Origin of the sequence: Roseovarius aestuarii (assembly GCF_019966515.1) — a bacterium.
Taxonomy (GTDB): domain Bacteria; phylum Pseudomonadota; class Alphaproteobacteria; order Rhodobacterales; family Rhodobacteraceae; genus Roseovarius; species Roseovarius aestuarii.
In genome coordinates this window covers 1-13,419 of sequence record NZ_JAIMIB010000008.1, presented here as the reverse complement: position 1 = coordinate 13,419, position 13,419 = coordinate 1, and the positions used below count along the sequence as shown (strand labels likewise).

The following is a 13,419-nucleotide window of genomic DNA, read 5'->3' as shown; positions in this document are numbered from 1 at the left end:
GACATCCCCAACCCGAAAGTGTCCCACATTCGAGGGTACTCATTAATCCTTCCCCTCCAGATACCGCCGCTTCGCCTCTTCCATCCGGCCCATCTCGCGCACCGCAGTCTCAATCGCCACCTCGTCGGATTTGTCCGCATAGCGGAATTCTGAATCGGCGTAGCGGTTGATTTCCTGGATCACCATCTCGACCGTGATCGGCTGGCGAAGGTCTTCGATCATCGCCTTTTTCTCATCGTAGGGTTTGAACAGGAACAACTCGGGCTTTTCCATCCATTCATCCGGCAGCTCGAAATCCATCGCGCGGACTTTTACCGCGTCGGTGATGTTCTTGATGGCGCGGCCGGTGAAACGCGCATCGGCCTCCTGAATGCCTTTCAGATAGGTGCCCAGCTTGGCGATGGTATCGAGCTTGCCGATTTTCCTGTCGACCTCCTCGTAAACCCGCAAGAGGCCGTCTTCGTGGGGTCTCGAATGCGACTCAAAAGACGCGGCGACGGCCTTCTTGATCTCCTGCGCGGCGTAAACCTCGTGCTCGCCCAGCGGGATATCGTGGTTCTTACCCATCAGCAGGTAGAGGATGTCGATATAGTCATCGCGGGTGATCGGGCCATCGACGAGGAACCGCGCGCCAGCGCGCTGGCGCAGGGCATCGTCGACATTCTCGGGGTAGTTCGAGAACATCCCAAAAGTGCAGTTGCCGCGCACGACGGTGTTAGCGCCCGCGAAGCTTTCCATCAGCACCGCGGTGATTTCCAGCTGCCCGGCGGAGGACTGACGGTCGCCGCGCTTGCCCGCCAGCTGGTCGATATCGTCGATAGTGCCGAAGCCGATCACCCCCGGGTCAAGCACGTTGTTGATGAAGGCCTTGGCGTTCTGGGCGGATTTACCCTGATAGCTGTCGATGCTTTCCGTGCTCAGATTCTGGTAACGGAAGGGGTAGCCCGCGTTCTGGCAATAGCCCTGAATCAGCCCCGCCATCATCTGGATCAGCGTCGTCTTGCCGGTGCCGGGTTTGCCATCGCCCATGAAGGTAAAGATGAAGCCGCCGAGTTCGGCGAAAGGGTTGAGGCGGCGGTCGAAATCATAGGCCATCAGCATCTTGGCCAGCTTCATCGCCTGGTATTTGGCGATATGGTTGCCGACCACCTCATGCGGCTGTTTGAACGTCATCGTCAGGGTCGAGGATTTGCCCTTGGCGCTGGCGTCGAAGCCACGGATCGTCAGGTCATCGGCCTCAATGCGCCAACTGGCATTGGTGAACGGCTCCAGATGCGCGGCGTTCTGGGCACGCAGGGTGATCTTTTCCATCAGTTGCTCGGCAAAGGCGGTCACCGTCGCCACAAGGCGCACATCGTCCGACGCGTGCCGGGCAATATCCTGATCCATTTCCCACAGCGCACCGTGCAGGGCCAGTTGCGCATTGTCGGTCAGCACCTCTTCGACCTCGCCCACCTCGACACTGACTTCCGAGCCATGTGGGCCAAGCAGGAAGGCGGTGGCATTGGCAAAGACATGCGCTACGGCCAGCGCCTCGGCTCCCATCAGTTCCGAGAATTCGGTCTTGCGGTCGGCGGGCAGAGATCCGGCCAGGTTGCTGCGCCTGAGATCGGCAAGCCCGGTCGCGTCCGCATAGTTTTCACCCACGGCCAGCGCGATGGCGAGCGCGCGGCGCAGGTTGTGCATTACCGTGGCCTGCGGCGGAGAGGTCAGCGGGTCATCACCGTCCGCCGCACTGATGCGGTCGATCAGGTGCACCCCCTCGGGCCGCGCGGTGGAGCGGGTGACAAGCCCCGGCGTGGTGGTGCGGAAGCGGCGGCGGGTGCCGATGCCACTTGAGCGCTCTTTCGGGGCGTCATGCTCGGGCTTGGCGATCCGCGGGGTATGGTCGAATCCATCCAGCATCGCCACCGCCGCATCGTAATGCTTGGCGATATCCTCCTCACGCAGTTCCATCGTGTCAGCCGTCAAACTCATCGCTCAGACCCTTGTTTCATCTTGCTTCAAATACTCTTGCCGAAGGCGTAGCCCGGTATGCGTCATCTAATATCTAAGCACCCGCCCGCTGGGGTTAACCACGTATTTCGTCACGCTGGTAAAGCCGGGCGGGTTGCGCTCTGCCAATACCTGATAGGGGCGTTCGGGCAGAATGACGGCGCGCTCGGTGCGGGTCGCGCCGGTATCAGCACCGCGACCCGAAAAAGGATCAAGCGCAAAAACCTCGCGTTCAACAGTCCCGAACCAGCCGGAGCGTTCTTCCTTCACCCGCTCGCTTTCCAGCACCTCGTCGGTCCAGGCAAGCGCCCAATCCTGCCCCTCGGGCGCGCGGGCATCGGCCAGGACGTCGCGCATGGGGCCCGTCTGGCGGGTGTAGGCATGGCTGTACATCGGGCCCAGATGCAGACGGCGCAAGCGTTTGGGGTGGAGGTCGTCAAACGCCTCGTCAAAGCCCCTGGCGATGGTCAGAAGCTTCAGCCCACCAAGCGCCTGCCCCATCAGATGGGCCTGGCATTCGGGCCAGCGGCGCTGATCACGGGCGAGCGGCGTGCGACCGTCGTCCTCGACCTCCATCAGATAGACCGTGGGCAGGTTGACCTGGCTGTCATAGACCGCCCAGTGCACCAGATAGCGGCGGCGCTCGTCCAGCCCCTCGAGCCAGAGGATTTGCGGATCATTCTGTGCCCAGAAGAGATGGCCGCGCTGCAGCTCCTGATAATAGAGCCGTTGCGACAGCGCGAATTGCAGACGGGTGGGGATTTCACGCGCGCTGATTATCTGCTCGACCATCTGTTTTTTAAGAGCGTCGGGGCCGGGCATGGTGGAAAGATGCCTGTCGGCCTGTTGTGCGTCATTAGCCATGACCAGCAATTCGTTGAAGACAGGAAACCCGCTTTCAAGCGTATCCATGGTCAGCGTCGTGGTTGCATGCCCGGCATCCCGCCCGGTGAGCAGGTATTTCATGCTGAGCGCGCGGAACGTATAACTGAGCCCCTGCACATAGGTGGTGAGAATTTCCACCTCGTCCTTACTTAGCTCGCCCGAGGCATGCATGACCGCTGCGACACGGGTCAGGTGGCCGGTAATCCCCTCGAACTTCCGGAAATAGCGCCGGCTGGCGAAGAGGTCGGTCAGACCGGCGTGATCCTTTTGCAGATCGACATGTTCAGCTGCCACTGCTGTCCCCTCCGCCACTGCCATCATACTGGTTGCCTTCGTAGAGCCCTGGCTGTGCCGCACGGGCTGTTTCATCGCGCGTCTGTGGCATCACCTTATCCCATGAAGCCCAGATCAGGCCCGCCAGACCCAGCCCCCACAGCCCCGCGACAACGGACCAGTGCCAGTCCATCTTGGAAGATAGCAGAGCGCATATCAGACAAAGAGCTGTGGCTGCTCCCAAAAGCTTCTTGAGCAAGCGTCGCTGCATCAGGCCCCATAAAGGTTCTTGTCGTGCTTCTCGATGATCTGCGCAAAGCGGCGGGCGAAGCGTTCGTCGGCCTTGGCCTTGGCTTCGAGGACGTCGCGGGCGAAGACCATGTGATCCTCATGCGCTTCCAGCATGTCGGCCATCTTCTTGTTGGTGGCAGCCCCGATGCCGGCCATGGCGGTCTGCGCCTCCTGATCGGTCTCGACCCCGATCTCGTTGATCCGGTGGGCCACGTCCTGCTGCTGCGCGGTTTTCAGCGATTTGGTCAGGGCATCATAAAGCACCACACGCTGCTTGGTGTCGGTCTGCAGCTTGTTGATCAACACCATCTGCGTCGCCGCCTGATTCTGCAGGCTGTCGATCCAGGTCTTGCCCTTCTCGATATAGCGCTCCAGCGTCTGGGATTTGGCCAGCTTGACCTGCTCGTCCTGCACCATCGCGTTATATCTGGTGTTCAGGTCTGCCAGTTCGGTTTCCAGCTTGGTCCGCGCGGCGGCGTCGGTCTCGTTGGCGATCTTGTTTTCCAGCGTGATGATCTGCGGGTCCATCGCCTGAATGTCGCTGCGCAGGGTTTCCAACTCGCCAACGGTGAACTCGCGTTCGTCCAGCGTTTCGGTCAGGTTCTCTTCAACCTTGACCTTCTGCTCTTCCAGCATGGCAAGCTGACCTTCAAGCAGCTTGACGATCACGTCGGATTTCGAGATCAGATCCTGCAGCTTGTCGTCGATCGTGGCCTCACGCACCCGATCCTGCCGCATACTGTCGGATTTGGCGCTGCTGAAGATGCCGACAAAGCTCTCCCAGCCGGTCTTGCTGCGCATCTCGTCGAAATCCTTGGAGAACGCGGCGGTGATATCATCCAGCCCCATGATCAGCTCGGCGATATTGGCGTTCATCACCTCGGTATGGGCATGAACATCCTCAAGCGAGGCGTTCTCGATATCCAGTATGGCATCTTCACCACCCTTAATCTTGGCCCGCGCGGTTTCAATTTTGCTGGTCAGTTCGGCGATTTTGCTTTGTGCCTCGCTTACCTGTGCCTGAGATTCCCGCACCTGTGCATCAAGATCGGCCATGTTACTCCCCTCGTGGTAATATCGGTTTATGTGACCCCTATATATGGGTTTTTCGCCTGAGTTTAAGCGATTTTCGCGGAAAGATTGCGACGAAAGCGCGGTTTTCACACCAAATCGGTGCATATTTTTCGCTTCGATTTCAAAATCTTGAAAGCTCAGCGGCGATCAGTAAAGAATGGCAATCAAAACCGCGCCCAGACTTCTTTTGCGATCGTATCAAGCTGGTCGGGGGCCGCGTAGACGGAGAGCGCCATTGGCGTTTCCCATTCCGATCCACCAACCGCAACGACACTGCCTGTCTCAAGCTCTTGGCGGATCGCGGTTTCGGGCAGCCAGGCGACACCGCTGCCGGCCAGCAGGCGGCGTTTGATCGCCTCGACCAGCCCGTCCACATAGATCATGTCCAGATGAAGCTGCCGGTTGCCGATCAGATGTTCGGTGACAATCCCCAGAAACGTGCTGCGTTCATAGGCCAGATAGGGGATGTCCCGCACCTCCTGTCCCGGCAGCGCCCATTGGTTTCGTTCCGCCGCCTGCCGTTCGGCCACCGGGATCAGCCGGTCGGTCATGATGTCCTTGCGGGCAAATTCGGCCTCGTCGATCTGCGGGGCGATATCGGCATGGCGGTAACAAAGCAGGAATTCGACCGCGCCATCGAGCAGAAGCTGGCAGCAGGCTGAAAGCGAGTCCGAGATCACGCGCGTGCGGAGTTGCGGGATTTCACGTTCCAGCGCATCGATGCGGTTGGCAAGGTAATGCACTGAAATCGTGTGCAGAACCGAGAACCTGACCTGTTGACGATCGCCCCTGTCCTGATCGCGGATCAACTGGCGGCTTTCTGAAAGGTCCGTGATGGCGGATTTGGCCACGGGCAGGAATTGCGTTCCAGCCTCGGACAGACGCACCGGGTATGTCGCGCGGTCCACCAGCGGCAAACCAACCCAGCTTTCCAACGCCTTGATCCGGCGGCTGAAGGCGGATTGGGTGATGTTCCGCTCTTCTGCCGCGCGCGTGAAATTCAGCGTACGGCCCAGGCATTCGAAATCGCGCAGCCAGTTCAGATCCATCGTTTTCTCCGTCAGGTGAGAATAATTACCACAAACTATGCAAATTCAGAATAGTTTCATGAAATCTTTGAATTGGCGATTTCAAAACGAACTGTTCTACACTTCCGAAGCGCGGCAAAGGATGTGCCGCCCGTGGGAGGGAATGCCAGAAACGCATGTCGGACGCTGCATCAACAGTCGAGCTGTCAAAACCGGCCTATCTGCGTCAGGGCCGCGGGTATCCTTTGGTTCTGGTGCATGGCTATCTGGGTGGCGCAGCGATGTGGCGGCGGCAGTTGGAGGCACTCAGCGCTGATTTCGACGTGATCGCGCCTGAATTGCCGGGTTACGGGGACAGCCACGCCGCGCTGGCCGAAGCTTCGATCGAGGATTATGCGCGGCAGGTTCTGGCATTGCTCGACGATCTGGGCGTATACCGGTTTCATCTTCTTGGACATTCGATGGGCGGTATGATTGTTCAGCAGATGGCCGCGGTCGCGCCGGACCGGGTGACACTGCTTATTTGCTATGGCACCGGCCCATTGGGCGCGCTGCCCAACCGTTTCGAGACGATTGACCAATCACGCGAACGCCTGAGCCAGGAAGGCGTGAAACCCACTGCTCGGCGCATTGCCGCCACATGGTTTACCGCAGGCGAGACGGCCCGCGACTATGACGCCTGCGTAGCTCTTGGCGAAAGCGTTTCGACCGCATCGGCGATGGCGGGTCTGACGGCGATGGAAAACTGGGACGGGCGCGCAGCGCTGGCCGGTATCGCCCAACCCACATTGATCGTTTGGGGTGACAAGGATCGCTCTTACGGCTGGCAACAACCCGAAGCGCTGTGGAAGGGCATCGCCAACAGCAATCTGGCGGTGATGCCAGGCTGTGGACATAATGCGCATATGGAAAACCCGGAGCTATTTAATACGATAGTTCACGACTTTCTGACGGAAGAGACTGACAACGCCTTATCGTAACGCGATTAGATGCAATCATAAAGAGAACCAACTCCGATCAACGGAATGGAACAACAGAGGAGAAGAAGAATGAAACTGAAACTCATGGGAACAGCCCTTGCGGGCTTTATGGCGACCGCCTCTCTCAGCCACGCTGAAAGCGTGAATATCGGCGCGCCGGCCTGGACAGGGGCACAAGCGATTGCGCATTTGATCGCCGAAGTGGTCGAGACGCGCATCGGCGGCGAGGCCAATCTGGTGCCCGGCAACAATGCTTCGATCTTCCAGGCAATGGATCAGGGCAAGGGTGACATTGACGTGCACCCCGATGTCTGGCTGCCCAATCAGGAGAGCTTTACCAAGAAATACGTCGATGAGGCAGGCACCGTTGTGCTGTCGGACAAGCCCTATGAGGGCAAGCAGAGCTTTTGCGTCAGCAAAGCGTTTTCCGAGGCCAATAACGTGACCTCCATCTTCGATCTGGCCCGCCCGGAAGTGGCCGAGAAGATGGACAGCGACGGCAATGGCAAGGGTGAGATCTGGATTGGCGCCCCCGGCTGGGCATCGGCCAACGTGAACGAGATCAAGGTGCGCGACTACGGTTTAATGCCCTTCATGGAGCCAATCCGCGCGGATCAGGCGGTGATGACCGCAACCGTGGGTGACAGCATCAAGAAAGACATGGGCTATGCCTTCTACTGCTACAGCCCGCATGCGATCTGGTTCCAGTATGACATCGTGCGTCTGGAAGAACCCGCATTCGACCCGGAAAAATACATCGCCATCCAGCCCTCGGACGATCCGGACTGGTTTGAAAAGTCTTCGGTCATGACCGAGGATGCGCTGAAGAAGGTGCAAATTGCCTATTCCAAATCACTGATCGACCGCTCGCCTGCGATTGCCGATCTGCTGGCAAATATCCAGCTCGATGGCGAAACGGTTTCGGATTTCGCCTTCCAGATCGAAGGCGGCAAAGACCCGGCGGATGTCGCCAAGGAATGGGTTGCAGCCAATTCCGACCGCGTGGACGGTTGGTTGGGCCTCTGATCCAACAAAACCAATGGGCCGCGCCTTTTCGCGCGGCCCATCACAGAACAGGGGACGTGATGTGCCGCAGGATGTAGCAATCGAACTTGCCGGTGTCTGGAAGATTTTCGGCAACCGTGCCGAGGAGGCACTGGCCGAGATCCGCGCCAGTGACATTTCGAAAAAGGAAGTTCTGGACCGGTTCAACTGCGTTGTCGGCGTCGCCGATGCGACGATGGACATCCGCCCCGGTGAGATCTTCTGCATCATGGGGCTTTCAGGGTCGGGCAAGTCGACACTGGTCCGACACATCAACCGGTTGCTGGAGCCGACGGCTGGAAAGATCGTCGTCAATGGCGAGGATATCATGGCGATGGCACCCGATGCGCTGCGTCAGTATCGCAACGAACACATCTCGATGGTGTTTCAGAATTTCGCGCTGATGCCACACCGGTCGGTGCTGGATAACGTGGCAATGCCGCTGGAAATCCGGGGTATCAACAAGAACCAGCGCATGGATGCTGCTGAAAAAGCCATCGACATGGTGGATCTGTCCGCCTGGGGCAACAAGTTTGCCCATGAATTGTCAGGCGGGATGCAGCAGCGCGTCGGCCTTGCCCGCGCCCTGGCGGCGGACCCTGAAATCCTGCTGATGGATGAGCCTTTCAGCGCGCTCGATCCGCTGATCCGGCGGCAGTTGCAGAATGAATTCATGAAGCTTGCTGCCAACATGAACAAAACAACTGTGTTCATCACCCACGATCTGGACGAGGCCGTGCGCATCGGCGACCGGATCGCGATTATGCGCGATGGCCGCGTGGTGCAGATCGGCACGCCCGAGGATATCGTGATGCACCCGGCGGATGACTATGTGGCCGATTTCGTCGCCGGTATCTCGCGCCTCAAGGTGGTGCGTGCCCATGCGGTGATGCAGCCGCTGGCCGAGTTTGAAAGCGCCAATGGCAGCCTTGCGGAAACCGCCCAGGAATTTGACGAAAACGCCCATCTGGGCGAGTTGATCACCGCCGCCATCGGCACCGAACAACCCGCCGCCATCATCGACGCCAGCGGCAACCGCATTGGCGCCATCACCCGCGCCGATCTGTTGCGCACGGTGATCGAAGGAACGGAGACCTCGTAATCATGGCCGATGAAACCAAAGAAGAGCTGCTTGCCCAATTCGTCGCCACCAATCCGGGTTATTACAGCAGGCAATTCCAGACAATCGGAGCCAAGGCCGGGTTTGCCTGGACGTTCAACCTGATCGCCGCCCTGCTGGGGCCGATCTGGTACGGGATGCGGGGCCTGTGGAACTGGGGCCTGCCCTTCGTCATTCTGGAAACCTTCGCCTTTATCCAGATCGGCCGGGGATTGTTCGGCGATCTGGGCGCCGAGGTGCGCGAGCGGATCAAGCAGATCGAAGGCACGCTGGCCCTGCGCTATGAACAATTGCAGGCAGCCATCGACAAGGGCGATGACGGGGCGGCGTTCCAACGCAATATCGACTCGCTTGAGGGCGCCATCGACGGCATCCGGGCCGAAGCGGAGAGGGCCGATGCCACGGCGATCTGGGTCGCGCTTTTTGGCGTTGCCTTCCTGATACTGGTCAAGATCGCCGAAGGCGTGATGGCCAACCCGGTGCTGGAACGGCGCTATTCCGACTGGCTGTCGGATCGCAGCATCAAGTCAGGGCTGGAGCCGATGCGCACCGGGGTGAGCGTGGTGTTCGTGCTAGTGGTTTTTGCCGTCAGCGTCGTGCATTTCGCCTTTCCCGGCGCGGTCGCCTGGCTGACGGACTTTCCGACCGACCCCGCCATCCGCCTGACCGCGATCGACTGGGTCGAGGCGTTTTTCGATTTTATCATCGCCACCGGGCAATGGCTCTTTGACATCATCACTTTCGGCATTCGCACCGTTCTGGATGCGCTTGAGGTTCTGTTTGTTGACACCCCTTGGCCGGTGATCGCGGCGATGATCATCCTGCTGACCTGGCTGTCGGCAGGCACCGGAGCAGCCTTCGCGGCGGCAGGGTTCTTGGCCTATATGGGTTTCCTCGGTTTCTGGGAAAAAGCGATGACAACGCTGGCGTTGCTGGGCACGGCAGCCTGTATTTCAATCGCCCTGGGCATTCCTATAGGCATGTTCTGCGCACGGCGGCCCCGGCTTTATGCCTTCATCCGCCCGATCATGGATTTCATGCAGACCATGCCCGCCTTTGTTTTCATGATCCCGGTGATCGCGTTTTTCGGCACCGGCAAACCGGCGGCGGTCGTGACAACGATGATCTTCGGGGGCACCCCTGTCGTGCGGTTGACGGTACTGGGTTTGCGTGGCGTGCCCGAAAGCATCCGCGAGGCCGCCATCGCCTATGGCGCCTCTAAGTGGTACCTGCTGACCAAGGTCGATCTGCCGCTGGCCGCGCCGTCCATTCTAGCCGGTGTGAACCAGACGATCATGCTGTCGCTCGCCATGGTCGTGGTCGCCTCGCTGATCGGGGCCAAGGGGCTGGGTGAGGACGTGCTGGAAGCGCTGCAATACGCATCCGTGGGCCAAGGTATTCTGGCCGGGTTCGCCATCCTCTTCTGCGCGATGATCCTGGACCGGGTGGTGCAGGGCAAACGCGAATAACCTCAGGCAAGGCCAATCAGGATGATGCCCGCCGCGACGATGACCGACGCCACGAGCCGGTTACCCTTGGGCCCTTCGCCAAACCACAAGACGCCGATCATCGCGGCAAAGATGACGGATGTTTCGCGTAACGCGCTGACCACGCCAAGCGGCGCCAGCGTCTTGGCATAAAGCACCAGCCCGTAGGCCGTGCCTGAAATCACCCCGCCCGCAAGACCCAGCCACAGGGCTTTGGCGGACATGGCGCGCAGGCGGTCCATCCGACCATAAAATATATAGGCGGCCACCAGGATCTCGGCCGCGAAAAGCCAGCCGATGTAGCCAAGTGCGTTGCCCGACAGGCGGATGCCGACCCCGTCGACCAGCGAATAGGCGGCGATCATCACCGCCGTGCCCATCGCTGCCATCAGGCCGGTCATCGGCAATGCGCCGCTAAACGCGCCACGCGTCAGCACCATGATCCCGGCCGAGACGCTTAGCACCCCGGCCCAGGCGATGCCGGGCAAAGTCTCGCCAATCCAGAACTGCGCACCGACTGCCACCAGAACAGGAGCAAGCCCACGGGCGATGGGATAAATCACGCTGAGATCACCAAACCGGTAGGCAACGTTCAGCAGGTAATAATAGGCCCAGTGGATGACTGTCGACGCCAGCACATACGGCCAGACAGACCATCCCGGGGATGGCGCAAATGCGACGATGACCAGCCCGGGGATCACATGGCCAAGCGCAATCAGCCCCAGCATCATGGTCTTGTCGCCCGCGCCTTTGACAACCGCATTCCAGAGCGCGTGCAGAAAAGCCGCGAACAGGACCAGGAGGGTGATGGCGATGCTCATGCTGGCCCTGATGACCCGGCGGCGGCGTGGCGGTCAGTCAAAAACCACACCGGCGGTCTGGGCGCGCAACCTGGGGTCCTGCGATGTCACCCGTACCGGTTGACCCGCAAGCGCTTCGTGGCAACGCTCCAGCGTTTCCGCTTCAAGCCGGTGCATGGCGTCATGGGTGTAGAAAGTCAGATGCGGTGACAGGATCACCTGCTCATGGTCGAAAAGCGGGCTGAGCTGGTGGCCCCGGCGGCGGAGCGGCTCGTTGGCAAAAACATCAAGGCCCGCCCCGGCGATCCACCCTTCGTCCAGCGCCCTGAGCAGCGCGTCCTGATCCACCAGCGCGCCGCGCGAGGTGTTGATCAGATAGGCGCCCAGCTTCATCGCCCTGAGTTCGTCCGCACCGATGATCCCGCGGGTGTTGTCATTCAGCACGCAATGCAGCGAGACGAAATCGCTTTCCGTCAGAAGCTGGTGCAGATCGTCACGCTTTTCAACGCCAACCGCTTCCATATCCCCTGCCGACATGCCGGGGCTGAAGGCGATGACCTTGGCGCGAAACCCCGCCCCGGCCATGCGTGCCATGCTTTTGCCGATCTTGCCCAGCCCAACAATACCCAAGGTCTTGCCGGCAATGTCCGAACCCAGCCAGTGCTGTTCGGGCCACGCCCAGCCGTCACGCTGCATCGCGCGGCCCAGCGGTTGTAGTTTTTTCGCCAGCGCGATCATCAGGGCAAAGGCACCCTCGGCGACGGTTTCCTCGGCATATTCGGGGATATTGACGACCGGGATGCCACGCGCAATGGCCGCCGGTATGTCAATGGCATCAATGCCGACACCGTATTTCACGATGCCTTTGAGATTTGCCGCAGCAGTGATGACGGCGGCGGTGATCGGCCTATAGCACATCAGGATGAGATCGGCGTCAGCCACGGCAGCAATCAGATCAGCCTCGCTTACGCCATCAGGCAAAAGGATCAACTCGTGCCCCTGATCGCGCAGCGTGGCATCGACTAGGGGCACCTGCAGCTCACTGTCTGTCCGGACGATCTTCATTGCGTCATCCCGCCTCTGCCCGGATCGCTCCGACAACGACTTGCAATGCCGCCTCCAGATCCTCCCTGGAAATCGTCAGCGGCGGTGAAAGGGTCAGCACGCAACCCTGAGAAATCTTAAAACTGACGCCCCCGTCGAGACAGCGATAGTAAATCCGCTCGGCGCGAGCATTGCCCGGCGTCTTGTCGGCGCGGTCCTCGACGATCTCGACCCCGAACATCAGGCCCCTGCCCCGGATATCACCGACAACCGGAACATCCGTGAGCTGATCGCGCATATACTCCATCGCAAAGCGCCCCAACTCATCCGAGCGCTGAACCAGTCCTTCATCCTCAATGATCTCAATCGTGGTCAATGCGGCGCGGGCGGTTACCGGGTTTTTCTCGTGCGTGTAGTGACCGATGGCAAAATCACCGCAAACATCGAGATCGCGCCGGGCGATACAGGCGGCGATCGGCAGGATACCCCCGCCGAGAGCTTTGCCGAGCGTCACGATATCGGGAATGATCTCGTCATGTTCAAAGGCGAACATCCGGCCGGTCTTGCCCAGCCCCGTTGGGATTTCATCAAGGATCAGGAGCGCGCCACTACGGTTACACGCCTCGCGCACGGCCTTCCAGAACCCGGGCGGCGGCACGTAGGGCACGGCGCGCATCGGTTCGGCAATGACGGCGGCCACATCGCCTTCGCGCTCCAGCACGTAATCAACCATCTGCGCGCAGGCCAGACCGCAGACATCGGGGCCCGCGTGATTGTAAGGGCAGCGGTAGCAGGCGAATGGGGCCACATGTTCGGTGCCCGGCATCAGCGGCCCGGCGATATGGCTGCGGAAAGTTGCCTCACCGCCGACGCTGGCCGCACCCAGCCCGGCACCGTGAAACGCATCCCAGAAGCTGACGGTCTTGAACCGTCCCGTGGCGGCGCGGGCGATTTTCAGGGCGACCTCATTGGCATCCGAGCCGCCGGTGGTAAATAGTGTCTTGCCCAGATCACCGGGCGCGATCTCTGCCAGTTTTTCGGCCAGCTCGACCGCCGGATCGTTGGTGAAGCGGCGCGGGGCGAAGGGCAGATCATCAAGTTGTTGTTTGATCGCCGCCACCAGCCTTGGGTGACCGTAGCCGATGTGATGCACCGAATTGCCGTGAAAATCCATGTAGCGGCGGCCATCCATATCCTCGATCCAGATGTCTTCGGCCCTGGCGATGGTGCTGACACAGGGGCTGGACAGGCTCTGGTGCAGAAAGGCATCCGCATCACGTTCCAGAAGCGGCGCAGACTGCGGGCCAATCGATTTTTTCAGCCAAGCCTTACGCGCGTCGGAGGTGTTGGATTCGCCTTCGGTGTGGATGATTTTTTCGGGCAATTGCTCACCTGTGG

General features: G+C 60.1%; 12 protein-coding genes. 4 read left to right on the top strand and 8 right to left on the bottom strand.

What is annotated here, in order from left to right:
* Positions 1-42: 42 nt before the first annotated feature.
* The 5 genes from LC334_RS11120 to LC334_RS11100 all read right to left on the bottom strand — a co-directional run bounded on the left by LC334_RS11120 (position 43) and on the right by LC334_RS11100 (position 5,567).
* Complete coding sequence (locus LC334_RS11120; RefSeq protein WP_085800620.1) at positions 43-1,977, bottom strand: AAA family ATPase; 1,935 nt, start codon at positions 1,975-1,977, stop codon at positions 43-45.
* Positions 1,978-2,043: 66 nt separating this feature from the next.
* A complete protein-coding gene (locus tag LC334_RS11115; protein WP_223412956.1) occupies positions 2,044-3,174 on the bottom strand; it encodes a hypothetical protein in 1,131 nt (376 codons plus the stop codon).
* Positions 3,164-3,424 (bottom strand): hypothetical protein, encoded by a 261-nt coding sequence (locus LC334_RS11110; protein WP_139836386.1) that lies wholly within the window; start codon positions 3,422-3,424, stop codon positions 3,164-3,166. Before LC334_RS11110 ends, LC334_RS11115 begins: the two co-directional genes overlap by 11 nt.
* Entirely contained in the window at positions 3,424-4,500 is a 1,077-nt protein-coding gene (locus LC334_RS11105; protein ID WP_085800619.1) for a coiled-coil domain-containing protein, read from the bottom strand. Before LC334_RS11105 ends, LC334_RS11110 begins: the two co-directional genes overlap by 1 nt.
* 182 nt (positions 4,501-4,682) lie before the next feature.
* Positions 4,683-5,567 (bottom strand): LysR family transcriptional regulator, encoded by an 885-nt coding sequence (locus LC334_RS11100; RefSeq protein ID WP_085800618.1) that lies wholly within the window; start codon positions 5,565-5,567, stop codon positions 4,683-4,685.
* A 155-nt stretch (positions 5,568-5,722) separates the two neighbouring features.
* Here LC334_RS11100 and LC334_RS11095 point away from each other — a divergent pair, with 155 nt between their 5' ends.
* The 4 genes from LC334_RS11095 (at position 5,723) to LC334_RS11080 (ending at position 10,159) form a co-directional block, all read left to right on the top strand.
* Positions 5,723-6,526 carry an alpha/beta fold hydrolase gene (locus LC334_RS11095; protein WP_085800617.1) on the top strand — a complete coding sequence of 268 codons (804 nt, stop codon included), beginning with the start codon at positions 5,723-5,725 and terminating at the stop codon, positions 6,524-6,526.
* A 69-nt stretch (positions 6,527-6,595) separates the two neighbouring features.
* Entirely contained in the window at positions 6,596-7,552 is a 957-nt protein-coding gene (locus LC334_RS11090) for an ABC transporter substrate-binding protein (protein ID WP_085800616.1), read from the top strand.
* Positions 7,553-7,613: 61 nt separating this feature from the next.
* Positions 7,614-8,672, top strand: a complete 1,059-nt coding sequence (locus LC334_RS11085; protein WP_223412955.1) for a quaternary amine ABC transporter ATP-binding protein — start codon at positions 7,614-7,616, stop codon at positions 8,670-8,672.
* Positions 8,673-8,674: 2 nt separating this feature from the next.
* Positions 8,675-10,159, top strand: a complete 1,485-nt coding sequence (locus LC334_RS11080; protein WP_085800614.1) for an ABC transporter permease — start codon at positions 8,675-8,677, stop codon at positions 10,157-10,159.
* A 2-nt stretch (positions 10,160-10,161) separates the two neighbouring features.
* Here LC334_RS11080 and LC334_RS11075 read toward each other — a convergent pair whose 3' ends face one another.
* From LC334_RS11075 to pbfA, 3 genes are all read right to left on the bottom strand, one after another.
* On the bottom strand, positions 10,162-10,998 hold the full coding sequence (locus tag LC334_RS11075; RefSeq protein ID WP_085800613.1) for a DMT family transporter: 837 nt from the start codon (positions 10,996-10,998) through the stop codon (positions 10,162-10,164).
* Between the two features lie 33 nt (positions 10,999-11,031).
* Positions 11,032-12,042 (bottom strand): 2-hydroxyacid dehydrogenase, encoded by a 1,011-nt coding sequence (locus LC334_RS11070; protein WP_085800612.1) that lies wholly within the window; start codon positions 12,040-12,042, stop codon positions 11,032-11,034.
* A gap of 4 nt (positions 12,043-12,046) precedes the next feature.
* Positions 12,047-13,419: (R)-1-hydroxy-2-aminoethylphosphonate ammonia-lyase (pbfA, locus tag LC334_RS11065; RefSeq protein WP_317850393.1), on the bottom strand; the 1,373-nt coding region annotated here is incomplete at its 5' end.